At 38.0% G+C, this 25,599-nt stretch carries 28 protein-coding genes, 1 tRNA gene and 1 pseudogene; 22 read left to right on the top strand and 8 right to left on the bottom strand.

Annotated elements, in window-relative coordinates; translation table 11 throughout:
* Positions 1-4: 4 nt before the first annotated feature.
* From uvrA to AC0NJG_RS10635, 16 genes and pseudogenes are all read left to right on the top strand, one after another.
* Entirely contained in the window at positions 5-2,881 is a 2,877-nt protein-coding gene (gene uvrA / locus AC0NJG_RS10710; RefSeq protein ID WP_087955092.1) for an excinuclease ABC subunit UvrA, read from the top strand.
* A gap of 125 nt (positions 2,882-3,006) precedes the next feature.
* On the top strand, positions 3,007-3,483 hold the full coding sequence (locus AC0NJG_RS10705; RefSeq protein ID WP_087955091.1) for a DUF5680 domain-containing protein: 477 nt from the start codon (positions 3,007-3,009) through the stop codon (positions 3,481-3,483).
* A gap of 28 nt (positions 3,484-3,511) precedes the next feature.
* A pseudogene (locus AC0NJG_RS10700) lies at positions 3,512-3,775 on the top strand (DUF4275 family protein); the annotation flags it as partial.
* 114 nt (positions 3,776-3,889) lie between these two features.
* A complete protein-coding gene (locus tag AC0NJG_RS10695) occupies positions 3,890-4,270 on the top strand; it encodes a phage holin family protein (protein ID WP_001267308.1) in 381 nt (126 codons plus the stop codon).
* Positions 4,271-4,426: 156 nt separating this feature from the next.
* Positions 4,427-5,356, top strand: a complete 930-nt coding sequence (hprK, locus tag AC0NJG_RS10690) for an HPr(Ser) kinase/phosphatase (RefSeq protein WP_029440973.1) — start codon at positions 4,427-4,429, stop codon at positions 5,354-5,356.
* 24 nt (positions 5,357-5,380) lie between these two features.
* Complete coding sequence (lgt, locus tag AC0NJG_RS10685; protein ID WP_087955090.1) at positions 5,381-6,193, top strand: prolipoprotein diacylglyceryl transferase; 813 nt, start codon at positions 5,381-5,383, stop codon at positions 6,191-6,193.
* A gap of 67 nt (positions 6,194-6,260) precedes the next feature.
* The gene (gene ppaX / locus AC0NJG_RS10680; RefSeq protein ID WP_088325759.1) at positions 6,261-6,911 is read left to right on the top strand and encodes a pyrophosphatase PpaX; all 651 of its coding nucleotides are present in this window, start codon (positions 6,261-6,263) and stop codon (positions 6,909-6,911) included.
* Between the two features lie 23 nt (positions 6,912-6,934).
* Positions 6,935-7,444: an acyltransferase gene (locus tag AC0NJG_RS10675; protein ID WP_087955088.1), complete on the top strand. Its 510-nt coding sequence runs from the start codon at positions 6,935-6,937 to the stop codon at positions 7,442-7,444.
* 142 nt (positions 7,445-7,586) lie between these two features.
* Positions 7,587-9,098 carry a tetratricopeptide repeat protein gene (locus tag AC0NJG_RS10670; protein WP_308900780.1) on the top strand — a complete coding sequence of 504 codons (1,512 nt, stop codon included), beginning with the start codon at positions 7,587-7,589 and terminating at the stop codon, positions 9,096-9,098.
* Between the two features lie 84 nt (positions 9,099-9,182).
* Positions 9,183-10,139: a thioredoxin-disulfide reductase gene (gene trxB / locus AC0NJG_RS10665; protein ID WP_001288072.1), complete on the top strand. Its 957-nt coding sequence runs from the start codon at positions 9,183-9,185 to the stop codon at positions 10,137-10,139.
* A 165-nt stretch (positions 10,140-10,304) separates the two neighbouring features.
* Positions 10,305-11,111 (top strand): DUF368 domain-containing protein, encoded by an 807-nt coding sequence (locus AC0NJG_RS10660; RefSeq protein WP_308900777.1) that lies wholly within the window; start codon positions 10,305-10,307, stop codon positions 11,109-11,111.
* Positions 11,112-11,339: 228 nt separating this feature from the next.
* Positions 11,340-11,798 (top strand): NUDIX hydrolase, encoded by a 459-nt coding sequence (locus AC0NJG_RS10655; protein WP_001190080.1) that lies wholly within the window; start codon positions 11,340-11,342, stop codon positions 11,796-11,798.
* A gap of 20 nt (positions 11,799-11,818) precedes the next feature.
* A complete protein-coding gene (gene rapZ, locus AC0NJG_RS10650; RefSeq protein ID WP_087955086.1) occupies positions 11,819-12,700 on the top strand; it encodes an RNase adapter RapZ in 882 nt (293 codons plus the stop codon).
* Between the two features lie 3 nt (positions 12,701-12,703).
* Positions 12,704-13,657: a gluconeogenesis factor YvcK family protein gene (locus tag AC0NJG_RS10645; protein WP_000712175.1), complete on the top strand. Its 954-nt coding sequence runs from the start codon at positions 12,704-12,706 to the stop codon at positions 13,655-13,657.
* Positions 13,658-13,746: 89 nt separating this feature from the next.
* Positions 13,747-14,697, top strand: coding sequence for a DNA-binding protein WhiA (whiA, locus tag AC0NJG_RS10640; RefSeq protein ID WP_000006561.1), 951 nt, complete (start codon positions 13,747-13,749; stop codon positions 14,695-14,697).
* A 23-nt stretch (positions 14,698-14,720) separates the two neighbouring features.
* Positions 14,721-14,969, top strand: a complete 249-nt coding sequence (locus AC0NJG_RS10635; protein WP_000250307.1) for an HPr family phosphocarrier protein — start codon at positions 14,721-14,723, stop codon at positions 14,967-14,969.
* Between the two features lie 398 nt (positions 14,970-15,367).
* On the opposite strand, the gene clpP is transcribed toward AC0NJG_RS10635, so the two are convergent.
* The 8 genes from clpP to AC0NJG_RS10595 form a co-directional block, all read right to left on the bottom strand.
* Positions 15,368-15,949 carry an ATP-dependent Clp endopeptidase proteolytic subunit ClpP gene (clpP, locus tag AC0NJG_RS10630; protein WP_001049162.1) on the bottom strand — a complete coding sequence of 194 codons (582 nt, stop codon included), beginning with the start codon at positions 15,947-15,949 and terminating at the stop codon, positions 15,368-15,370.
* Between the two features lie 241 nt (positions 15,950-16,190).
* Positions 16,191-17,060 carry a DUF421 domain-containing protein gene (locus AC0NJG_RS10625; RefSeq protein WP_000018910.1) on the bottom strand — a complete coding sequence of 290 codons (870 nt, stop codon included), beginning with the start codon at positions 17,058-17,060 and terminating at the stop codon, positions 16,191-16,193.
* A gap of 20 nt (positions 17,061-17,080) precedes the next feature.
* Positions 17,081-17,287 (bottom strand): DUF1657 domain-containing protein, encoded by a 207-nt coding sequence (locus AC0NJG_RS10620; protein ID WP_002167398.1) that lies wholly within the window; start codon positions 17,285-17,287, stop codon positions 17,081-17,083.
* A gap of 9 nt (positions 17,288-17,296) precedes the next feature.
* Complete coding sequence (spoVAE, locus tag AC0NJG_RS10615) at positions 17,297-17,647, bottom strand: stage V sporulation protein AE (RefSeq protein WP_000575919.1); 351 nt, start codon at positions 17,645-17,647, stop codon at positions 17,297-17,299.
* Positions 17,644-18,660 (bottom strand): stage V sporulation protein AD, encoded by a 1,017-nt coding sequence (gene spoVAD, locus AC0NJG_RS10610; protein WP_000938952.1) that lies wholly within the window; start codon positions 18,658-18,660, stop codon positions 17,644-17,646. Before spoVAD ends, spoVAE begins: the two co-directional genes overlap by 4 nt.
* Positions 18,661-19,137 (bottom strand): stage V sporulation protein AC, encoded by a 477-nt coding sequence (spoVAC, locus tag AC0NJG_RS10605; protein WP_016099831.1) that lies wholly within the window; start codon positions 19,135-19,137, stop codon positions 18,661-18,663. It lies immediately after the preceding gene.
* 29 nt (positions 19,138-19,166) lie between these two features.
* On the bottom strand, positions 19,167-19,655 hold the full coding sequence (locus tag AC0NJG_RS10600) for a YhcN/YlaJ family sporulation lipoprotein (RefSeq protein WP_087955083.1): 489 nt from the start codon (positions 19,653-19,655) through the stop codon (positions 19,167-19,169).
* An 89-nt stretch (positions 19,656-19,744) separates the two neighbouring features.
* Entirely contained in the window at positions 19,745-19,951 is a 207-nt protein-coding gene (locus AC0NJG_RS10595; RefSeq protein ID WP_000216166.1) for a DUF1657 domain-containing protein, read from the bottom strand.
* Between the two features lie 205 nt (positions 19,952-20,156).
* Here AC0NJG_RS10595 and AC0NJG_RS10590 point away from each other — a divergent pair.
* The 6 genes from AC0NJG_RS10590 to AC0NJG_RS10565 all read left to right on the top strand — a co-directional run bounded on the left by AC0NJG_RS10590 (position 20,157) and on the right by AC0NJG_RS10565 (position 25,571).
* Positions 20,157-20,232: transfer RNA gene (locus AC0NJG_RS10590), tRNA-Arg, on the top strand.
* A gap of 257 nt (positions 20,233-20,489) precedes the next feature.
* Positions 20,490-21,797, top strand: a complete 1,308-nt coding sequence (rpoN, locus tag AC0NJG_RS10585) for an RNA polymerase factor sigma-54 (RefSeq protein ID WP_087955082.1) — start codon at positions 20,490-20,492, stop codon at positions 21,795-21,797.
* Positions 21,798-21,806: 9 nt separating this feature from the next.
* Entirely contained in the window at positions 21,807-22,052 is a 246-nt protein-coding gene (locus tag AC0NJG_RS10580; RefSeq protein ID WP_143881662.1) for a glutaredoxin family protein, read from the top strand.
* Positions 22,053-22,187: 135 nt separating this feature from the next.
* The gene (gene cggR / locus AC0NJG_RS10575) at positions 22,188-23,216 is read left to right on the top strand and encodes a gapA transcriptional regulator CggR (protein WP_001258187.1); all 1,029 of its coding nucleotides are present in this window, start codon (positions 22,188-22,190) and stop codon (positions 23,214-23,216) included.
* A 26-nt stretch (positions 23,217-23,242) separates the two neighbouring features.
* Positions 23,243-24,247, top strand: a complete 1,005-nt coding sequence (gene gap, locus AC0NJG_RS10570) for a type I glyceraldehyde-3-phosphate dehydrogenase (protein ID WP_000161236.1) — start codon at positions 23,243-23,245, stop codon at positions 24,245-24,247.
* 139 nt (positions 24,248-24,386) lie between these two features.
* Positions 24,387-25,571, top strand: a complete 1,185-nt coding sequence (locus AC0NJG_RS10565; RefSeq protein WP_087955081.1) for a phosphoglycerate kinase — start codon at positions 24,387-24,389, stop codon at positions 25,569-25,571.
* Positions 25,572-25,599: the final 28 nt, after the last annotated feature.

Here is a 25,599-nt window from a genome sequence, read left to right as displayed (position 1 = left end):
AAGAGTGAGTAAGAGCAAGGATTTTATTGTTGTAAAAGGTGCTAGAGCACATAACTTAAAAAATATTGATGTAACCATTCCGAGAAATCAGCTTGTCGTTGTAACAGGATTGTCTGGTTCGGGGAAATCATCATTAGCATTTGATACGATTTATGCAGAAGGGCAGCGCAGATACGTAGAATCGTTATCTGCGTATGCGCGTCAGTTTTTAGGACAAATGGATAAGCCGGATGTAGATACAATTGAAGGATTGTCACCAGCGATTTCAATCGATCAAAAAACGACAAGTCGTAATCCGCGTTCAACTGTCGGAACGGTAACGGAGATTTATGATTATCTACGTCTATTATTTGCGCGAATTGGTACACCGATTTGTCCGAATCATGGCATTGAAATTACGTCACAAACAGTAGAGCAGATGGTAGACCGTGTACTTGAATATCCTGAACGTACGAAATTACAAGTTTTAGCTCCTATCGTTTCTGGACGTAAAGGTGCACATGTGAAAGTACTTGAAGATATTAAGAAGCAAGGGTATGTTCGTGTACGTGTTGATGGTGAAATGCTTGATGTGTCTGAAGATATTGCGTTAGATAAAAATAAGAAGCATTCCATTGAAGTTGTAATTGACCGTATTGTTGTAAAAGAAGGAATCGCAAGCCGTCTTGCTGATTCACTTGAAAGTGCATTAAAGCTTGGCGGGGGCCGCGTGTTAATCGATGTAATGGGAGAAGAGGAACTGTTATTTAGTGAACATCATGCTTGTCCACATTGTGGTTTTTCAATTGGAGAATTAGAACCGCGTATGTTCTCATTCAATAGTCCGTTCGGTGCATGTCCTTCTTGTGATGGACTTGGCTCAAAGCTAGAGGTAGATTTAGAACTTGTTATTCCGAACTGGGATTTATCATTAAATGAACATGCGATTGCGCCTTGGGAGCCGACAAGCTCACAATATTACCCACAGCTTTTACAATCTGTATGTAATCATTACGGCGTTGATATGGATGTGCCTGTGAAAAATATACCGAAAGATTTATTTGATAAAGTGTTGTACGGAAGCGGAGAAGAGAAAGTTTATTTCCGTTATGTAAATGAATTTGGTCAAGTAAAGGAAAATGAGATTTTATTTGAAGGTGTTATTCCAAATATTGAACGTCGTTATCGTGAAACGAGTTCCGATTACATTCGTGAGCAAATGGAAAAATATATGGCAGAACAAGCTTGTCCGAAGTGTAAAGGTGGACGTTTAAAACCTGAGAGTTTGGCTGTTTTTGTTGGTGATAAAACGATTGCTGATGTAACGAAATATTCTGTTCAAGAAGTACAGGAGTTCTTCTCAAATGTGGAGCTAACAGAGAAACAACAAAAAATTGCTCATTTAATTTTAAGAGAGATTCAGGAGCGCGTTGGGTTCTTAGTGAACGTTGGTTTAGATTATTTAACGTTAAGTCGTGCCGCAGGAACTTTATCGGGTGGTGAGGCGCAACGTATTCGTTTAGCAACGCAAATTGGTTCTCGTCTTACTGGTGTACTTTACATTCTTGATGAGCCTTCTATCGGTTTGCATCAGCGCGATAACGACCGTCTTATTCGTACATTGCAAGAAATGCGTGATTTAGGTAATACGTTAATTGTTGTTGAGCATGATGAAGATACGATGATGGCAGCTGATTATTTACTTGATATCGGGCCTGGCGCAGGTATTCACGGTGGACAAGTCGTATCAGCAGGTACACCAGCCGAAGTGATGCAAGATGAGAATTCGCTAACAGGGAAGTATTTAAGCGGTAAAGAGTTTATTCCAGTTCCACTTGAAAGACGTAAAGGTGACGGACGAAAAGTGGAAATTGTCGGTGCAAAAGAGAATAATTTAAAGAACGCGAAAATGTCATTCCCGCTTGGTACGTTTGTAGCGGTAACGGGTGTATCTGGTTCTGGTAAAAGTACGATGATTAATGAAGTATTATATAAATCGTTAGCGCAAAAGTTATATAAAGCGAAAGCGAAGCCAGGTACTCATAAAGAGATTAAAGGTCTTGAGCATTTAGATAAAGTAATCGATATTGATCAATCGCCAATTGGACGTACACCACGTTCTAACCCAGCGACTTATACAGGTGTGTTTGATGATATTCGTGATGTGTTTGCCCAAACGAATGAAGCGAAAGTGCGCGGATATCAAAAAGGGCGTTTCAGCTTTAATGTGAAAGGCGGACGTTGTGAAGCGTGCCGTGGTGATGGAATTATTAAAATTGAAATGCACTTCTTACCAGACGTATACGTGCCTTGTGAAGTTTGTCATGGTAAACGTTATAATCGTGAAACGTTAGAAGTGAAATATAAAGATAAAAACATTTCTGAAGTGTTAGGGATGACAATTGAAGATGGAGTAGAGTTCTTTGCTAATATCCCAAAAATTAAGCGTAAACTTCAAACGCTTGTAGACGTTGGTCTTGGTTATATGAAATTAGGGCAACCAGCTACGACGTTATCTGGTGGTGAAGCACAGCGTGTGAAATTAGCTTCTGAATTACACCGTCGTTCTACAGGACGTACACTATACATTTTAGACGAGCCAACGACTGGTTTACATGCGCATGATATTGCACGTCTTCTAGAGGTATTGCAGCGTCTTGTTGAGAGCGGTGAGACGGTACTGGTAATTGAACATAATTTAGATGTAATTAAAACAGCTGATTATATCGTTGACCTTGGACCAGAGGGCGGAGACAAAGGTGGACAAATCGTTGCTTCTGGAACGCCAGAGCAAGTAGTGAAAGAAGAGCGCTCGTATACAGGTAAGTATTTAAAAGAGATTTTAAATCGTGATAAAGCAAGAATGAAAGAGAGAATAAAAGAAGTAGAGTTATCACAATAAGTTTAGTAATAAAAACCGAGTTGAAATGACGCTCGGTTTTTATTATATAGGGGGAGAAGATGGAGTTTTTAGATGTTTTAAGAAATTTATAAGTTATCAAAATTGAATTGTAATGGAGGGGGATTATGTCAATTAATCATAAATCACTTGCCCAATTTATTGTAGAAGCGAAAAGAAAGACATATGCATCTCAGGGAGATGACGCATCAGTTCAGGCGTTATTAAACGGATCGAAACAACTTGAGTACAGTAGCGGTGATTATTTTTATCGAGATATTTATTTTGGTTCAGCTTTTTTTATTGGACAAGAAACTGTAGAGTTTGAGAATCGTCCCATTTGGTCAATGGTCTATTCAGGTGGTGTCACTAATTCAAACTCAGATTGGGATATCATGGGTCCAATTTATAACTTCCTTCGCCAAGCATTAAGGTCAGTTGATACGAATTCTATCTATCGTGGTCCAAATTACTATAAATCAGGTACATATATTTTCAAGAATGAGTATGAAGGTACTCTTGATTGTTTTCAAGGTAAAGAAATCATTCTCATAGGTGATGAAAAGGTGTATGAATTGAAATATAGCGGTGGAATAGTACGATAATTATTTTAATAGAACCACAATGTGAAAAGAGAAAAAGAAATACTTAAAGGGTAAAGAAGCAGAAAACGCGTTTCATAATGAAGTGAAAAAGGAGTGCTACATCTTCTATCAACACTGTGATGATGTACTACTAATAAAAGATGCAAGTTTATTAAGTATGGATGATATATTACGTGAAACAGATGATATGTATAAAGGCGATATTTACATTGTAGATAAAGATTTCACTTGGACTTTTGTGAAAACGCATGAGCATAGATGGTGTGGGCCTTATTTCGCAAAGAAGTGTTAGTAGGTATACAAGCATGAAGAGTAGAATAAGTTGATATAAGTGTGTATAGGATACTTGCGTTTCTTATCTATTAGCGTATGATGAAATATATATGTCAAAAGGATGTGTAAGAAAATGAGATGGATTGTATCACTTCTTGTAAATAGCGTTGTGTTAATCGCTGTATCGGGACTTTTAAAAGGGATTGCACCAGATGCGTTTTACGTAGCAAATATACAAACTGCAATTATTGCGAGTATTATTTTGGCTGTTTTAAATGTGTTTGTAAAACCGTTTTTAATTTTAATTACGCTACCAATTACGGTTGTAACTTTCGGGTTCTTCTTAATTGTTATTAATGCGATTACGTTAAAAATAGCAGATTCATTATTAGGAGATGCATTTAATATATCAGGGTTTGGTGTAGCGATCGTTGCGGCAATTTGTATTTCAATTTTTAATATGATTATTGAAAAGGCAATTGTGGAACCTTTATATGAAAAAAAGAGAAAATGACAAAAAGAAAAACATTTCATGATGTGTATGAAATGTTTTTTTCTATTTATTAGAAACCGTATTTCTTGTTTCCAGAAAAAAATGGTACAATATCCGGTAGAATGGAATTTTACATCAAATGAGACTGAACCCGCAGCGGAGTGGAGGTTTATACATATGCCGAAAGTAAGGACAAAAGATTTAATTGAACAATTTCAATTGGAGTTAATAAGTGGTGAAGAAGGAATTCATCGTCCGATTGATACAAGTGATTTATCACGACCTGGAATTGAAATGGCAGGATTTTTTACATATTATCCAGCTGATCGCGTACAGCTTCTTGGAAAGACGGAGCTTACGTTCTTTGACACGTTAACATCAGAGCAAAAACAAGAGAGAATGAAAGCGCTTTGTACTGAAGAGACGCCATGTATTATTATAACTCGTAATCAAGATGTACCAGATGAGTTACTGCAAGCATCACGTGAATCAGGCATGCCTTTATTGCGTTCTTCTCAAACGACAACAAGATTATCAAGTCGTTTAACAAATTATTTAGAAGGTAAGTTAGCGCCAACAACTGCTGTTCATGGTGTACTAGTAGATATTTATGGTGTTGGTGTTTTAATTACAGGTCAAAGTGGTGTTGGTAAAAGTGAGACAGCTCTTGAACTTGTGAAGCGTGGTCACCGTCTTGTTGCGGATGATAGTGTAGAAATTCGCCAAGAAGATGAAGACACATTAGTAGGAAGCTCACCAGATTTAATTGAGCATTTATTAGAAATTCGTGGCTTAGGTATCATTAACGTTATGACGTTATTCGGTGCAGGGGCAGTGCGAAATTATAAGCGTATTACACTTGTTATTAACCTTGAAATTTGGGATCAAAAGAAAAATTATGATCGCTTAGGTCTTGATGAAGAGAAGATGAAGATTATTGATACAGAACTTACGAAGATTACACTTCCAGTTCGTCCTGGTCGAAACTTAGCTGTTATTATTGAAGTGGCAGCGATGAACTTCCGTTTAAAACGTATGGGAGTCAATGCAGCACAGCAGTTCTCAGAACGATTAATGAGTGCGATTGAGTTAGGAAATCAGGAGTAAACACTGGAGAGGGAGGTCATACATATGCTGTTAGGTTCTGTACCACAGCTTGACCGCGTAGCGATCCAACTTGGGCCGTTTCCTGTTTATTGGTACGGGATTATTATCGGTACAGGTGTGCTATTAGGTCTTTGGCTAGCAACTCGCGAAGGAGAAAGGCTAGGTATTCCAAAAGATACATTTGTTGACCTTGTATTAATTGCAGTACCGATCGCTATTCTATTTGCGAGAATGTACTATGTTATTTTTGAATGGGAATATTACGCGCAAAACCCGAGTCAAATTATTAATATTCGTCAAGGTGGTTTGGCGATTCATGGTGGCTTAATCGGGGCTGTTATTACAGGGATTCTTTTTGCGAAACGCCGCGGAGTTTCGTTCTGGAAGTTGGCGGATATTGCTGCACCAAGTATTTTACTAGGACAAGCAATTGGCCGATGGGGAAACTTTATGAACCAAGAGGCACATGGTGATGAAGTAACGAGACAGTTTTTAGAAGGCCTTCATTTACCGGATTTTATTATTAATCAAATGTATATTGATGGTGTTTACTATCACCCGACGTTTTTATATGAATCATTATGGAATTTTGCAGGGGTAATTCTATTACTTGCATTACGAAAAGTGAATTTACGCCGCGGGGAATTATTCTTCACATATTTAATTTGGTATTCAGTAGGGCGCTTCTTTGTAGAAGGCTTACGTACAGATAGTTTAATGCTAGGGCCACTTCGTATCGCACAAGTAATGTCAATTGGAATTGTTGTTATTTCTATTATTTTCATTATTGTGAGACGAAAAATGGGGCAAGCTGATAAAAGATATTTAGAAAATTAGAGAAAAGTAGCATCTTATTATGAGATGCTGCTTCTTTCATATTCAGGAAAGAGAAAGGACTAAGGCAATGAGAATAAATACAGTGTTATTTGATTTAGATGGAACGTTAATTAATACAAATGAACTTATTATTTCTTCTTTTTTACATACTTTAAATACATATTATCCAAATCAATATAAGCGTGAAGATGTATTGCCATTTATCGGTCCATCTTTGCATGATACTTTCAGCAAGATTGATGAAAGTAAGGTTGAAGAGTTAATTACAAGCTATCGTCAATTTAACCATGATCATCATGATGAATTAGTAGAAGAATATGAAACTGTATATGAAACAGTTCAAGAGTTGAAGAAACAAGGTTATAAGGTTGGTATTGTTACAACGAAAGCGAGACAAACCGTTGAGATGGGATTAAAGCTATCAAAGCTTGATGAGTTTTTTGATGTTGTTGTGACAATTGATGATGTAGAGCATGTGAAACCACATCCAGAGCCACTTCAAAAAGCGCTTCAGTTATTAGATGCGAAACCAGAAGAAGCATTGATGGTTGGGGATAATCATCATGATATTGTTGGTGGACAAAATGCGGGTACGAAAACAGCTGCGGTTTCATGGACATTGAAAGGTAGAGCGTATTTAGAGGCTTACAAGCCAGACTTTATGCTAGATAAAATGAGTGATTTATTGCCGATTTTGTCCGACATGAATCGTTCGTAAAGATAAGTAGAGGAGCGAGTGAAGTGCGACGGACAACGCGCTATCCTGTTTCAGGAGAGAATTCATTATGGAATGTGTATAAAACAGTGTCTTTTTGGAAGGTAATGAAAAACTTTATGATTATCCAAATTGCACGTTATACACCTTTTTTATCGGTCAAGAATTGGTTATACCGCACATTTTTGCGGATGAAAGTAGGAAAGAAAACATCGTTTGCGCTTATGGTAATGCCGGACATTATGTTCCCGGAAAAGATAACTGTGGGAGAAAATACGATTATTGGCTATAACACGACGCTTTTAGCGCACGAATATTTAATTCGCGAATATCGACTTGGAGAGATCTTCATTGGAAACGAAGTGATGATCGGAGCAAATACGACTATATTACCAGGTGTGAAAATTGGAGATGGCGCAATTGTTTCAGCTGGCACACTCGTTCATAAAGATGTACCGAGTGGTGCTTTCGTAGGTGGAAATCCAATGCGTGTTATTTATACAAAAGAAGAAATGGATGCTAGAGAAGGTCGATGATAAAAATGTAACATTTCTCTTCTTTTTTAATGAATAAAAAGGAAATAATTGAGTATAATATACTGTTTTGTTTTTTACGGAATCGTTTATACTTATAGATAGAAGAATGTGTGAACGAAGAAAACAAAAAACTGGAGGATATATGGGGAAAAATCAAAGAATATATAAGGAGAACGGACAAGTTATCTCTTTTAATCAATTAGCGGACTTCTTTTATAAAAAAGGGATGAGGGCTTACAAAGGACAAAAATTGCAAGATGCAATTAAATATTTTCGAAGAGCGGCACAAAGCGAGAAGGAGCCGTTTATTTTATGTCAATTAGCAACAGTATTATCTGAGGCTGGTGAATATCAAGAGTCAAATCAAACCTTCTTTAAGCTTGTTAGATCTAATCCAGAACTTGAACAGTGTTATTATTTTATTGCAAATAATTATGCGTATATGGGGCTATTTCAGCAGGCGAAGAAGTATGCGGATCGCTATTTAGAAGTTGCAGAAGAGAAGGAATTCGTAGAAGATACATTAGAATTACTTGAAATTATGGAAGAAGAAGCGATGGGTGCGGAAGAGATTGAGGATGAAGATGATTTAATTGTTATGCAGGAAGAAGCTAATCGTTATATTCGTAACGGACAATTGGAAGAAGCAATTGCTACATTAGAAATTGTTACGAAAGATTATCCGGAATTTTGGTCGGGGCATAATAATTTAGCCATTGCGCATTTTCAATCTGGTAATGTAGATAAGGCACTGAAGTTAACGGAAATGATTTTAGAGAAAAATCCAGGTAATATACATGCGCTTTGTAATACGCTTATTTTTCTATATTCAATTGGAGAGCATAAACAAGTAGAGGCGTTAGCTGCTCAGTTAGTTTCGGTATATCCGATTTCGTTTGAACATCGTTTGAAACTTGGGACGACACTTGCAACAATTGGTCATTTCGAGCCTGCATATAAATGGTTCAAATTATTAAAGCGTCAAGGATACGAAGGAGACGTTAGTTTTTATTATTGGTTTGCATATTCTGCGTATATGGTAAAAGATCAGCAAGTAGCTGAAAAAATGTGGCAACATGTTGTAGAATTGCACCCTGATAAAAAGGGAAAAGAACCGTGGAATGCATTGAATTTAGCGGATGAAGGACAAAACGTGTTATTTGAAGAATTACGAAAATCATTTCAGCAAAGTGCGACGCTAGAGGAACAAATGCTAGCTTTATATTTAATGAATGAATTATCAACGCCAGAGAAGGTTGGATTCTTCTTTGATGTAACGCAGGCGAAGAATGGTGTTCCGATCGTATCGCAACTTGCAAAGTATTTCTTTTTACTGAATAGCCATAAGAGTATTCCAGTTGATTTACAGCAATTTGAACAGTGCGCTCGAATCGCGGATGCTTTATACAATTATACGAAAAAAGATGATGAATTAATCGAAGAGTGTTTACAATTTTGGTTTTGTACGTTCATACGTTTATATACATCTGGGGCAGTTTTTACAAATGTATACGGCTGGTCAGCTGCGGTTGAATATATCGTACGCAGTGAACAAGGAAATAAGATGACACAGTCGGAGCTCGGAGATGTGTATAATGTATCTGTAGCGACTGTTCGAAAGTATGTGCAAGCTGTTAAGCGTACGCACACATAGATAAGCAAATCATTGGGAAAAAAATGATGCGAACAGTATAATGAGGGTAACTTAATTGTGTAGGAATGGATAGGAGTGAATAGTGTGTCGGAAGAAAAAATTTATGATGTCATTATTATTGGTGCAGGACCAGCTGGTATGACAGCTGCAGTATATACATCTCGTGCGAATTTAAGCACATTAATGCTTGAGCGTGGTATTCCAGGCGGACAAATGGCAAATACAGAAGATGTAGAAAACTACCCAGGTTATGAGTCCATTTTAGGACCAGACTTATCAAATAAAATGTTTGAGCATGCGAAGAAATTTGGTGCTGAATATGCATACGGTGATGTGAAAGAAGTCATCGATGGTAAAGAATACAAAACAATTATTGCTGGTAAAAAAGAATATAAAGCACGTGCAATTATCGTTGCAAGTGGTGCAGAGTATAAAAAAATTGGTGTACCAGGTGAAACAGAACTTGGCGGCCGCGGTGTATCATATTGTGCGGTATGTGATGGCGCATTCTTTAAAGGTAAAGAACTTGTAGTTATTGGCGGCGGAGATTCTGCTGTTGAAGAGGGTGTGTTCTTAACACGTTTCGCATCAAAAGTAACGATCGTTCACCGTCGTGACACGCTTCGTGCACAGAAAATTTTACAAGATCGTGCTTTCCAAAATGAAAAAGTAGACTTCATTTGGAACCACACGATAAAAGAAATTAACGAAGCAAATGGTAAAGTAGGAAGTGTAACACTTGTAGATGTAAACAGTGGAGAAGAGAAAGAAGTCAAAACTGACGGCGTATTCGTATACATCGGTATGCTACCACTATCAAAACCATTTGTTGAACTAGGTATTACAAATGAAAATGGTTACCTTGAAACAAACGAGCGTATGGAAACGAAAGTTCCTGGTATTTTCGCAGCAGGTGATGTTCGCGAGAAAATGCTACGTCAAATTGTAACTGCAACAGGTGATGGTAGTATTGCAGCACAAAGTGCACAACATTACGTAGAAGAATTATTAGAAGAACTAAAAACTGTATCAGAAAAATAAGGGATAACATACCTTTTGAGAAGAAGGCTACCGATAGGAGCTTTCTTCTTTTTTTGTGTGAAAATGTCAAAGTTTTGTCAAAAAATATTGGGATTATAAGCTTTCTTATTGATATACTGGACTTTACGGAAAAAATCACTATAAGAAATGAGGAATTTATTCAGTATGGAATGGCGTAATATATATCGTGGATTTTGTATGGGCGTTAGTGATTTAATTCCTGGTGTGAGCGGCGGTACAATCGCTGTTGTGTTAGGGATTTATGAACAATTGCTTGCGGCAATTAGCGGATTCTTTAGTCGTGAATGGAAAAAACATTTAGGATTTTTAATTCCCCTTGCAGCTGGTGTGGCAGCAGCATTTTTAACGTTAAGTCACGTTATTAAATATTTACTTGCAAATCATTATGAACCGACTCAATTTTTCTTCCTCGGTTTAATTATTAGTATATTACCGATGTTAATGAGAGAAGCCGATGCAAAGTCGTCGTTTAAAGGTAAGCATATTGTTTTATTAATAGTTGCAGCAATTCTTGTTGCGATTACAGCTTTCTTTAAACCAGATAAGACAGCAGACCTAATTACGACGTTAACAATTTTAAATGCAATTGGCTTATTTTTTGCAGGGTGGATGGCTAGTATGGCGATGTTACTTCCTGGAATTAGCGGATCATTTATTTTGTTAATTATTGGTGTATATCCGACAGCAATTAATGCTTTAACTACACTCAACTTACCTTTAATCGCAGTTATTGGTGCTGGCGTTATGGTAGGGTTCGTTGTAAGTAGTAAAGGAATTAGTTTCTTATTAGATCGATATAAAAGTATGACATTTGCGGCAATTATTGGACTAGTTATCGGTTCGATTGTAATTGTGTTCCCTGGTATTCCAACTGGAGGATTTTCAATTATAAGTTCAATTATTACCTTTATTTTAGGATTTGCGATTGTTACTTATTTCGGTAAGAAATAAAGGCTTTAGTCCCCTTGGCGATAAAAATCGTTAAGGGGATTTTTCATGCTATTCACGGAAAGTCCAGGCATTTACATTGCTTGTTATAGAAAGCTTTCTTAAAATTGTTGAGTAGCGTATGCTTAGCGAAAGGGGACTGGCTCCTTCGTTGTAGCAAACTGTTTTTGATAGTATAATGAAATGAGTATGCAGTGAGAAATTTGCTGCAAGTAGCTGAGGTGAAGAAACATGCAAAGAGTGACAAACTGTGTGTTAATTAGAGATAATGAAGTACTCTTACTCCAAAAACCTCGCCGGAATTGGTGGGTTGCACCAGGCGGAAAAATGGAGCGCGGTGAGACTGTAAGAGATTCCGTTGTTCGCGAGTATCGTGAAGAAACAGGTATTTATTTAAAGAACCCAGCGTTAAAGGGGGTCTTCACCTTTGTTATCCAAGAAGGTGATAAAGTTGTTTCTGAATGGATGATGTTCTCCTTTTTAGCGACAGATTTTGCAGGAGAAAACAAACTAGAGAGCGAAGAAGGCATCATTGGTTGGCATACATTTGATAAAATTGATGATTTAGCAATGGCACCAGGAGATTATCACATTATTGATTATTTAATTAAAGGAAATGGCATAATCTACGGTACATTTGTATATACCCCAGATTTTGAGTTGCTTTCATATCGATTAGATCCGAGTTAAACCGTCAAGGAGAGGATACGATGACAGAGAATAATGATATAAAAATGGTAATTATTACAGGAATGTCTGGAGCTGGAAAGACAGTAGCTTTACAAAGTTTTGAAGATTTAGGATATTTCTGTGTGGATAATTTACCACCGATGTTATTGCCGAAGTTTATTGAGCTTATGGCGGATTCAAAAGGAAAAATGAATAAAGTAGCACTTGGTATTGATTTACGTGGCCGAGAGTTTTTCGAACATTTATGGGAAGCACTTGATGATTTATCAGAACGTACATGGATTATTCCTCATATTTTATTCTTAGATGCGAAAGATAGCACGCTTGTAACTCGTTATAAAGAAACGAGACGCTCACATCCACTTGCACCAACTGGTTTACCGTTAAAGGGAATTGAAGCAGAGCGTAGCCTATTAACAGATATGAAGGCACGCGCTAATATTGTGCTTGATACATCTGATTTAAAACCGAAAGAATTACGTGAAAAAATTGTTCACCTATTTTCAACTGAAACTGAGCAAGCATTTCGTGTAAATGTTATGTCATTTGGATTTAAGTACGGTATTCCAATTGATGCAGATTTAGTATTTGATGTTCGTTTTTTACCAAATCCATATTACATTCCACATATGAAGCCATTAACAGGACTAGATGAAGAAGTTTCATCGTATGTGCTGAAATTTAATGAGACGCATAAGTTTTTAGAGAAATTGACTGATCTTATCACTTTCATGCTGCCTCATTATAAGAGAGAAGGCAAGAGTCAACTTGTAATTGCAATTGGATGTACAGGTGGACAGCATCGTTCTGTTACGCTTACAGAATACCTTGGGAAACATTTGAAACCAGAGTATAGCGTTCATGTATCTCATCGTGATGTGGAGAAGAGAAAGGGTCATTAAGGGATGAAAAAAGAGAGAAAACCTAAAATTGTTATCATGGGAGGCGGAACGGGACTTTCTGTTTTATTACGAGGATTAAAACAATATCCGGTTGATATTACAGCAGTTGTTACAATCGCTGATGATGGTGGCAGTTCAGGTAGATTACGTGATGAGCTAGAAATTCCACCCCCAGGTGACATTCGTAACGTACTTGTTGCGTTATCAGATGTAGAGCCACTGGTGGAAGCTTTATTTCAGCATCGTTTCACAACGGGAGATGGGCTGAAAGGTCATGCGTTAGGAAATTTATTATTGGCAGGTATGACCTCGATTACAGGAGACTTCTTCCATGCTATTACAGAAACGAGTAAAGTTTTAAATGTTAGAGGACGTGTATTACCGGCAGCGAATCAAAGTGCAGTACTGCATGCGGAACTAGAAGATGGAGAAATTGTAACAGGTGAATCAAAGATTCCTTATTTCGGAAAGAAGATTAACCGTGTCTTTTTAACTCCAGAAGATGTAGAGCCGTTACATGAAACGTTGACTGAAATTAAACGAGCTGATTTACTTGTTTTCGGTCCAGGAAGTTTGTATACGAGTATATTACCGAATTTAGTTGTTAACAAAATTGGGGACGCTGTTCTTGCTGCAAAAGCGAAGAAGGTATATGTGTGTAATGTTATGACGCAAGCTGGTGAAACGATGGGATATACTGCGTTTGATCATGTGCAGGCGTTACATGATCATTTAGGTGAACCATTTATCGATACTGCAATTGTAAATAACCGTGATATTCCTTGTGAATTACGTCAGTTATATGAGGAAGAAATGTCAGCGCCAGTTGTAGTAGATGAAGAGCGTTTTACTGAAAATAATATTAATGTGATTCAAGATCAATTAGCGAAGTATGATGATCGTGTTGTAAGACACGATACATTAAAACTAGCTTCTATTTTATATTCACTGTTGTAGATGTGCGTTGCCTCGTTTGAGGTAACGCTCCTCATTTCATATAGGACAAGATTTTTGTTCCACAATAATCGTATAAGGAGGTGTTGACTGTGTCATTTGCATCAGAAACAAAGAAAGAGTTGACGAATCTGGAGATGAAGGAATGCTGTGAGAAAGCAGAATTATCAGCGTTACTTCGAATGAACGGATCGCTTTCTTTTTCAAATCGTCGTCTATCAATCGATATTCAAACGGAAAATGCGGCAATTGCAAGAAGGATTTATACGCTTTTGAAAAAAGGATATGACGTGACGGTAGAATTACTTGTTCGTAAAAAAATGCGATTGAAGAAAAACAATGTATATATCGTAAGGCTTGTTGAGAAGTCGCGCGAAATATTAGCTGATCTTCATATCGTTCGAGATGACTTTTCATTTATTCGAAATATATCACAAGAATTAATTGAGAAGAAATGTTGTAAACGATCGTATTTACGCGGTGCATTTTTAGCAGGTGGTTCAGTAAATAACCCAGAAACATCATCTTATCATTTAGAGATCTTTTCGTTATATAAGGAACATAATGATGCTATATGTGAACTGATGAACGGATTTGATTTAAATAGTAAGACGTTGGAAAGAAGAAAAGGGTACATTACGTATTTGAAAGAAGCAGAAAAGATTACAGAGTTTTTAAATATTATAGGTGCTCATAATGCACTTTTAAGATTTGAAGACATTCGAATTGTACGTGATATGCGTAATTCTGTAAATCGTTTAGTGAACTGCGAAACAGCTAATTTAAATAAAACAATTGGTGCAGCGCTAAGGCAGATTGAAAATATCCGCTATATTGATGAGACGGTTGGCCTTGATATATTGCCGGATAAACTACGAGAAATTGCGCAATTACGAAGAGATTATCAAGATGTAACATTGAAAGAGTTAGGTGAGATGGTATCCGGGGGGAAAATTAGTAAATCGGGTATTAATCATCGTTTGCGTAAAATCGATGATATTGCAGAGAAATTACGCGCGGGAGAAACGGTAGCAAAAAAATAAAAGGTTAAAGGGGAAATGGAGCTGTGGTTCAAAAAAGAGTTCAGGTTTCATTAAAAAACGGTTTACAAGCACGTCCGGCTGCGTTGTTTGTACAAGAGGCCAATCGCTTTCATGCAGATATCTTCATCGAGAAAGATGGGAAGACAGTAAATGCAAAGAGCATAATGGGGATTATGAGCTTAGCAATTGGTACTGGTAGCATGATAACAATTACAACAGAAGGTTCAGATGCAGAAGAAGCTTTAGAAGCATTAGCTGCATATGTACAATAAAAAGCTATCGCGCATGTGCGATAGCTTTTTTTGTTGTTTGGGGCTTGTTGGTGGAGGTATGTGGGATGTGCGTGCTTGTCGAGAATTGTCGGTAAGTCGATAAGTTGTGTCGAAACGTCGATATATTAAAATAATCGCCGATATAATTGGAGTTACGGTCGATATATTTGAAAAATCGCTGATATATTTCGGTTGATACTAGGTGGGGTATGCGGGCGGAGAACAGTATATAAAAAAAGCGCCCTGTTATAGGGCGCTTCCGCTTTTAATCTATCCAGCTCCAGCGGCTAGCTCTTCGTGTCTAAGAACCTTCCGCATAAGAAGGCAAAAAGCGCCTTTTATGCGAAAGAATCTTAGCCAATCAGAGCTAAACGAGCCGCTTTCGCTTTAAATATCTATTAACGATTTGTAAAAATCTTATCGATTAAACCGTATTCTAAAGCTTTTTCTGCTGTCATGAAGTTGTCGCGGTCTGTGTCGCGTTGTAATACTTCAAGTGGTTGACCTGTGCGGTCAGCAAGAATTTGGTTTAGTTTTTCACGTAAGAATAGGATACGTTTAGCAGCGATTTCGATTTCAGTCGCTTGACCTTGTGCTCCACCAAGTGGTTGGTGAATCATTACTTCACTGTTTGGAAGTGCATAACGTTTTCCTTTTTCACCTGCTGCAAGTAAGAATGCACCCATAGATGCAGCCATACCGATACAGATTGTTGATACTTGCGGTTTAATAAACTGCATTGTATCGTAAATTGCCATACCTGCTGTGATAGAACCACCAGGGCTGTTGATGTAGATGTGAATATCTTTTTCTGGATCTTGAGATTCCAAGAATAAAAGCTGGGAAACGATTGAGTTAGCTACGTTGTCATCAATTGCGCTACCAAGCATAATGATGCGGTCTTTTAATAGTCGAGAGTAAATATCGTAAGCGCGTTCTCCACGATTTGTTTGTTCAATTACTGTAGGAATTAAATTCATCTGTTATTTCCTCCTTATAAAGCTTTCTTAGTCTTATAATACAATTATGGTCAATAAAGGTCAAACGAAACCACTTTAAATCAAAAAAATATGTAGTTGTACCATGAAATATTCGCTATGTTTTTGGAATTCCCTGCTTATGTATCTTCAACATCATAACCGAATTACATAAATTTAAACGTTATAAAAACTGTAGAAAAAAAGAAAAGAACGCCTTTTGACTGAAGCGTTCTTTCGATATCTATTCTTTTAAAAGATAGGTTACTTTATTTAAAATCTTTTCGATTTGTTTCGCGTTTTTACTATACATTTCGCTTGCTGATTTCGACTTTGTTTCTAGGGAAAATAGTTCAAGATCAGCATGACATTTTTTTAATGATGCTAATAATAAAGGTTTGTTTTGAGGAGAAGGCATTTGTAGTTTGTCATTATAAATGTCGATAGTCAGTTGTCCGTATGAATCAACTTGACCGAGAAAGACATTTTCGATAACAACACCGAGCTTTTCTAGTTCAGCATGTAGCCAAGCGCGGTTATGTCCACTTGCGGATAGCGGTTCATCTAAGACATTGCCATCCATAATAACAGTTTGTGGTTCTTTTTCATTCGGCACTTTTAAACCGATGTCTTTTGCTGTGAGTGGTTGGCGATCTTTCTTTAATAATACATTTAATTCTCCGCTCGGTTCTAGTACAGCAAATTCAACATCAGCTACGCTGAAAGCATCTTTTCCACGGAGAAGTTCCAGTAATTCGTCACTTGTATATTTTTCTTTCTTCAAGTTATCTTCGAGTATCTTTCCGTCTTTTATTAATACGGTAGACTTTCCTTCAAAAAAATCTCGAGCTGTTTTGTTCTTTAAAGAGAGGATTCCTGTTAAAAAAGGTACCACAGCGAAAATGAGTATCGCAAAGACGCCGTGAAAAAATTTTGAATCGAGCCCTGTAGATACTTGGGCAGCGATGTCACCGATTGTCATTCCGGCTATGTATTCAAAAAAGGAGAGCTGAGAGATTTGTCTTTTCCCTAACCATTTCGTAATAGCGAATAAAATAATTAATATGAATACAGAGCGAAGAATGACAAGTGTCCATTCCGGCAGGTGAGACATAGTCATTTCCTCCAGTCTACTTAAAACCCTTTATATTGAGGTTCTTCACGTTCTAATACTGAAACTCTATTTTGTAAATCAGCGATGATGCTGTCCATTTCTAACATACATTCATGAAATACACGTTTTGATTCTGCGTCCTGTGAATTTAGTGAGAGGGAGCTTAAACTTGCTTGAGCGCCCCTTACACTAGCAAGGCAGGTTTTGACGCTAGCGATAACTGTCATACGAACACCTTATCCTTTCGGTTTGAATAGCAATGCTCCGATGAATCCAAAAATAATAGCTGCGGATACACCGGCGCTTGTTACTTTAAACATGCCGGTAATAACGCCAACGATGCCATGTTTTGCAGCTTCTTCCATTGCGCCGTGAACGAGGGCATTACCAAAGCTTGTAATAGGTACGGTTGCCCCAGCTCCAGCGAAGTCGATTAATGGTTCATACAAATTGAATCCATCTAATATAGCTCCAGCAACAACGAGTGTTGCCATTGTATGAGCGGGTGTTAGCTTGCCGACATCAAACATAAGTTGGCCGATTACACATATGAGTCCGCCAATGACGAAAGCCCAGAAAAAAATCATTGCGTTGCACCTCCGAATTCAATTGAAACGGCGTGAGCGATGCACGGAATCGTTTCTTCTTGTTGGAATGTAAGTGGAGATAGTAAAGCGCCTGTCGCAACGACAAGTATTTTTTTGAACTCTCCTCTTTTCATTCGGTTTAATAAATGACCGTACACGACTGTTGCGGAACATCCTGGTCCACTAGCCCCAGCTATGACAGGTTGCCCTTCTCTATAAATGAGTAGCCCGCAATCTTGAAACTGTTCGCTCGTTACTTTCGTTCCGTGTTTATGTAATAAGTCATAAGCAATTTCGCGACCGACATGCCCGAGGTCACCGGTTACGATTAAATCGTAGTAAGAGGCGTCAATTTGACGTTCACGTAAGTGGGCCTCAATTGTATCAACGGCAGCTGGAGCCATTGCGCCTCCCATATTAAACGGATCTGTTAATCCCATATCAACCACTTTTCCGATTGTTGCGGACGTTACCCTAGGGCCGTGTCCAGTATCGCTTAAAATAGCGGCTCCTGCTCCAGTTACTGTCCACTGCGCAGTAGGTGGCTTTTGTCCACCATATTCGGTAGGGTAGCGGAACTGTTTTTCTACAGCGGTGTTATGACTTGATGCCCCCGTTAATAAATATTTTGCGCCTTTTGCATTTACGATACTCGCCCCAAGTGCTAAACCTTCCATAGAAGTAGAACAAGCGCCGAATAGTCCGAGATAAGGAGTGCCCAGTGTACGGCAAGCAAAGCTTGTAGGGGTGATTTGATTAATTAAATCCCCTGCGAGTACAAATTGAATATCATCTTTACGAAGTTCTGCTTTTTCAGTGGCGCGGCTACAAGCTTCTTCGAACAAAATTTTATGTGCTTTTTCATAGGAATCTTGTCCGAGCCATAAATCTTCATGAAGGATATCGAAGTCTTCTGGGATTTTCCCTTTTGCTTCAAACGGTCCGCCAACGACTCCAGTTGAAATGATAACTGGTTTGTTTTCAAATACCCACGTTCGGTGTCCTTGTAACATTTATAGCCCTCCCCATTGAACGAGAATCGTTTTAATAAGTGCGATGACGAAAGCCGAAAATACACCAAATAAAATAACAGAACCAGCTAATTTAAACATGTTACCGCCAACGCCAAGGACAAATCCTTCCGTCCGGTGTTCGATACATGCGGCGATAACAGAGTTACCAAATCCAGTGACAGGTACAGCTGTCCCAGCACCTGCAAATTGACCGAGACGATCATATACGCCGAATCCAGTTAGTAACATTGAGATGAAAATAAGAGTTGCGACTGTTGGATTTCCTGCTGAACGTTCAGTGAAATCGAAATACGTAATATAAAAAGTAGAAATGAGTTGCCCAATTAGGCAAATGAAACCACCAACGAAAAAGGCTTTTATACAGTTTTTTAAGACAGGACGCTTCGGTTCGCGTTCTTGCTCAAATTTTTTATATTCCTGTTGTACAGGGGTTAAGTTTTTATCTTTACTAGACATTTAAATCCTTCCTTTTCTATTCGAAAGCGTTAAGTGTTAGATTCCATTTCTGATCCGATAAGTTTTAACTGTTTTTTGATTTCATCTTTAGATATTTCTTTTTTCTTGATTCTGTTTTCGAGCTTTTCGAGTAACATAAAGATTTTTTTGTCGGTACTAACACGAACATCGAAAGTGGGATATTCATCACTTAGTTGCTTTTGAAGTTTCTTGCGTAAAGGTTTTAACCCAAATCGTTCATGATGCTCAGGCTTAACTGCTATGTAGAGATCTAAATTGGAATTCACTGCTGTACTTTTTATAATTTCATCCATAGCGAGAGCTCTTTCCTTCGCTCCCTGTGATATAGATTGATTAAAGGATTCCGTACTCGTCTTTGTTAATTTGGGACCTTTCTCTTTCTCCGTTCGTTTTGCTTCTTCTTTTTTTACCTTTTTATCTAATGGGCTGTGATCACAACCGGTAAAAGAACTAAATAGAAGTATAAATAACGCGGTAATGAGTCCAATCTTTCGCATAATCATCATTCCATTTCTATTGCAATATGTAATGTGATAGAAAAAGGATGACTGCATATCACCCTTTTTCTATTTCACAGCATGAAACGTTATTGCTGTGAGTATTGTGGTTCTTCTTGTTGGACTTCTTCAACACGTGGGTTTAAAGAATCGATAATTGTTTGTGTTTGCTGCGCAGCTGTTTGGAAAAGTTGCTTAGCTTGTTGGTTATCCGTATCAAGAGCGAATCCCTCTAAGCTAGCTTGTGCACTTTTTAATCCAGAAACAGTTTGCTTTAATTTCGTAATTACAGTCATTGAATGAAGCCCCCTTTGGAATATCAATTCAAAGGTTATAATTTGTGAGTTGGGGTGAATTTATGATTGGAAATTTTAGGGGATGTTGCTTTGTTGATGTAATCATAACTAAGGTGTATAAAGGATTATGGGGATATTTTTATTGATTTAGATGGATTTTATTGCTATTATTATGAGAAGAAAATGAAGTGTTTTTTATAATCATGCGCCCATAGCTCAGTCGGATAGAGCGGTGGTTTCCGGTACCACGTCTGCCGGGGGTTCGAATCCCTCTGGGCGCGTCAAAAAGTCCTAACTTACGTTTTGTAGGTTAGGACTTTTTTATTCCCTCTTGTTATATCAAGTAATAAGATTTACTATTAGTATGTGGTAATAATTTTATTGCACTATTATTTTCTTTCAATATTATTCAAATTTCGGTTGTAAGTTGTAAATCTCATTAATACATATAAATTAATAATATTTTGGAATGGGTGTCTGTGATAGCATTCTCCTTTTACCAAACTTATTGTACAATAGAAACAAGGGGGAGATTAGTTTGAAGGCAAGTCTTTTACAAGAACAAAGCTTACGTTTGGCAATGACACAAGAGTTAAGGCAAGCGATTACAATGCTCCAGTATAATGTACAAGAATTATCGGAGTTTTTGTATGAGCAATCGTTAGAGAATCCCCTTATTGAGTTAGGTGGTTTTGAGAGGGAGAAGAAAAAGAGCTCTAACAACAGTAAAAGTACCAGCAAACAAGTCGAGAATCAGATGGAAATCTACAGTGTGGATTCTACAACGATTCAGCAACATTTATTAAATCAAATACAGTATTATAAAATAGAGGAAGAAGAGCGAAAAGTAGCTTCTTTCATTATTATGAACATGGATGGAAATGGGTATTTACAAGAAACGAACGAAGAGTTAGCAAGCCTCCTTTCCGCACCGATTCATGTAGTCGACCGCTCTGTAGAGCTTGTCCAATCACTTGAGCCAGCAGGGGTAGGGGCGCGTAATATTCAGGAATGTCTAACCTTGCAATTGAAGCGCTTACAAAGGCGGAATGGATTAGCGGAAGAGGTTATAGAGGATCACTTTGCTTATTTCGTGAAGAAAGATTGGCGAAAGCTCGTTCAAGTGTTGAAGTGTAGTAATGAGGAATTACAGAGTGCTGTAAATTGTATAACGTCATTACAACCAAAACCAGGTCTTGCGTTTTCTTCTGATAAACCACTTTATATTGTGCCTGATATGGCGGTGAAAAAAGATGGTGATCGTCTCGTTTTACAAATGAATGAGAGAAATATGCCAAGAATTGAAATTCATTCTGAATATAGTGCGCTTCTCAATAATAGTGAAAGTGAAGTGGCATCTTACGTATCAGAAAAGTATCAACATGTGCAGTGGATTATGCGTAGTTTAAAACAGAGAAAACAAACTCTTCTGCAAGTGATGACCATTATTATGGAAAAACAACGTGATTTCTTCTGGAAAGGTCCGGAGTATTTAAAGCCACTTGCTTTAAAAGAAGTAGCAGAAGAGTTAAGCGTGCATGAATCGACAATTAGTCGTGCAACGCGAAATAAATATGTGCAAACACCACACGGTTTATTTGAGATGAAATCGTTCTTTAGTAATGCCGTTTCGACTACTGAAGATGAAGCAGTTTCTACAAAGCGCGTAAAACAATTTATTCAAACGCTTGTTGAGGCAGAGAATAAGAAAAAGCCACTTTCAGATCAAAAGATTTCAAAATTATTAGAAGAAGAGCATGAAATCGTTATTTCTCGAAGAACAGTGGCGAAGTATAGAGAGCAAATGCACATTCCAGCGTCGTCATTACGAAAAACAATCGGATAGGTGAAGAAGATGAAAGTTGTACTGTATACAAAAAAAGATTGTGGCCTTTGCGTGAAGGCGAAACAAGTTTTACAGGAAGTACAATGTGAATATTCTTTTCAAATTGAGGAAATAAATATATATGAAGATAATGACCTTTTAGAAAAATATCATCTAATGATTCCGGTTGTAGAAATAGACGGAAAACAAGTAGAATATGGTAACATTCACAAAGGTGTCATAATAAACTATATAAAGAATGCAGTTAAGAGTTGAATAAGTTTCTATCTCCTGTTACAATAATACACGTAGCAGGGATTATTTTTTTAACCTATGTGGGACACAAAATGTCACTACGGGACGTAAAGTGACCACGAGGGAAAATGAACCGATGTAGTGAGGAGAAAAGATATGCGCTCATGGATTCAGAACACAAAAAAATTATTACCTGATCTGCTACCTGTTATGCAAACGAGAATGCAAATTCTTCAATACATTAGGCTTATGCAGCCAATTGGAAGAAGAAACTTATCAGCAAGTCTCGGTATGACAGAACGAGTATTGCGAAGTGAAGTTCAAGTTTTGAAAGAACAAAACTTAGTTCACGTCGCTTCTTCTGGAATGACATTGACAGAAGAAGGAACAGCTTTAGTTCTTGCTTTGGAAGACTTTATGAAAGAAATTTCCGGGTTAAAGGTTTTAGAAAAGCAACTTAAGGAAACATTAGACTTGGATGAAGTTTTCGTTGTCCCTGGTGATAGTGATGAATCACCTTGGGTCAAACTGGAGATGGGCCGTGCTTGTGTGACTTGTATAAAAGACCGTCTGACAGCGAATAATATCGTTGCTGTGGCTGGAGGAACTACGCTAGCTGCTGTTGCGGACATGATGCAGCTTGATTGCAAAGATTTACATATGCTATTTGTCCCAGCACGTGGTGGAATTGGAGAAGGCGTCGAGTTAGAAGCCAATACCATTTGTGCCAAAATGGCGCAAAATACGATGAGTAATTATCGCTTATTGTATGTTCCAGATCATGTTAGCAGCGAAGCATATGCGTCTATTGTGACAGAGCCTTCCGTGAAAGAAGTTCTTGAGTTGATTCGATCTTCCAATATCGTCATTCATGGAATAGGTGATGCGTTAACAATGGCACGTCGCAGAAATACTTCGGAAGCAGATTGGTTAAAGATTCAGGCAAGCGAAGCAGTTGGCGAAGCTTTCGGTTACTACTTTAATGAACAAGGAAATGTTGTTCATAAAGTAAGAACAGTTGGTATGCAACTAGAGGATTTACAAAATGTATCTCACGTTGTTGCAGTCGCTGGAGGTTCTTCAAAGGCAAAGGCAATACAGGCTGTAATTAAACAAGGGCACACTTCAATTCTAATTACAGATGAAGGTGCAGCAAAACAGTTAACAAAGGGTATTACCCTTTAATATAATCCCCCAAGGAGGAAATTCAAATGACTAAAATTGGTATTAATGGATTTGGACGTATCGGACGTAACGTATTCCGCGCAGCTCTTAACAACTCTGAGGTAGAAGTAGTAGCAATCAACGACTTAACAGATGCTAAAACATTAGCTCACCTTTTAAAATATGACACAGTTCACGGAACTTTAAATGCAGAAGTATCTGCTAACGAAAACAGCATCGTTGTTAACGGTAAAGAAATTAAAGTTATCGCTGAGCGTGACCCAGCTCAATTACCATGGAGCGACTACGGAGTAGAAGTAGTAGTAGAATCTACTGGCCGTTTCACTAAAAAATCAGACGCTGAAAAACACTTAGGTGGATCAGTTAAGAAAGTTATCATCTCAGCTCCAGCTTCTGACGAAGATATCACTGTAGTTATGGGTGTTAACCACGAACAATACGATGCAGCTAACCACAACGTAGTATCTAATGCTTCTTGTACTACAAACTGTCTAGCTCCATTCGCTAAAGTATTAAACGAAAAATTCGGCGTAAAACGCGGAATGATGACAACAATTCACTCTTACACTAACGACCAACAAATCTTAGACTTACCACACAAAGATTTACGTCGTGCTCGTGCAGCAGCTGAAAACATGATCCCAACATCTACTGGTGCAGCTAAAGCTGTAGCATTAGTATTACCAGAACTTAAAGGTAAATTAAACGGTGGCGCTGTACGTGTTCCAACTGCTAACGTTTCTCTAGTTGATCTAGTTGTTGAACTTGACAAAGAAGTAACAGTTGAAGAAGTAAATGCAGCATTCAAAGCAGCAGCTGAAGGCGAATTAAAAGGTATCCTTGGATACAGCGAAGAGCCATTAGTATCTATCGACTATAACGGATGTACAGCTTCTTCTACAATCGATGCATTATCTACAATGGTAATGGAAGGTAACATGGTTAAAGTACTTTCTTGGTACGATAACGAAACTGGTTACTCTAACCGCGTAGTAGACTTAGCAGCTTACATGACTTCTAAAGGTCTTTAATTCTTAATTATATAAGCTATCAATGACAAAACGAGGGAGAGGGTTTGTTCCCTCTCTCTCTTCTTTCGTTTTAAAAGCAAATGTGTTAAGCTTTTGAGTGGGTTTTGTCAATCCTAACTAGTAGTCGGAGGGAAATCCAATGAACAAAAAATCAATTCGTGACGTAGATTTAAAAGGTAAGCGTGTATTTTGCCGCGTTGATTTCAACGTACCTATGAAAGAAGGCAAAATTACAGATGAAACTCGTATCCGTGCAGCTCTTCCTACAATTCAATATTTAGTAGAGCAAGGTGCGAAAGTTATTTTAGCAAGCCACTTAGGCCGTCCAAAAGGTCAAGTAGTAGAAGAAATGCGTTTAACTCCAGTAGCAGCACGTTTAGGCGAGCTTCTTGGTAAAGACGTTAAAAAAGCAGACGAAGCATTCGGACCAGTTGCACAAGAAATGGTTGCAGCAATGAACGAAGGCGACGTATTAGTTCTTGAAAACGTACGTTTCTATGCGGGCGAAGAAAAGAACGATGCAGAACTTGCGAAAGAATTTGCAGCTCTTGCTGACATCTTCGTAAACGATGCATTCGGTGCAGCTCACCGTGCTCATGCTTCTACAGCAGGAATCGCAGACTACCTACCAGCAGTATCTGGTCTATTAATGGAAAAAGAGTTAGAAGTATTAGGTAAAGCACTTTCTAACCCAGAACGTCCATTCACAGCTATCATCGGTGGTGCGAAAGTAAAAGATAAAATCGGTGTAATTCGTCATCTATTAGACAAAGTAGATAACTTAATCATCGGTGGCGGACTTGCTTACACATTCGTTAAAGCTTTAGGTCATGAAATTGGTCTATCTCTATGTGAAGACGACAAGATTGAACTAGCTAAAGAATTTATGCAACTTGCAAAAGAAAAAGGCGTAAACTTCTACATGCCAGTTGATGTTGTAATCACTGAGGAATTCTCTGAAACTGCAACAACTAAAATCGTTAATATCGATTCTATCCCTTCTAACTGGGAAGGCGTGGACATCGGTCCTAAAACACGTGAAATTTATGCAGATGTAATTAAAAACTCTAAGCTTGTTGTATGGAATGGACCAATGGGTGTATTCGAAATGACTCCATTCGCAGAAGGTACAAAAGCAGTAGGACAAGCATTAGCAGATGCAGAAGGTACATACTCTGTTATCGGCGGTGGTGACTCTGCAGCAGCTGTTGAAAAATTCGGTATGGCTGATAAAATGAGCCACATTTCTACTGGCGGCGGTGCGTCATTAGAATTCATGGAAGGTAAAGAGCTTCCAGGTGTAGTTTGTCTTAACGACAAATAAGTAGCAGCCAAAGAAAAAGGACGGTGCA

It is taken from the genome of Bacillus sp. SSR7, from assembly GCF_055902415.1.
Note: the sequence above shows the minus strand (reverse complement) of the source record. Positions and strands in the feature narration are given on the sequence as shown.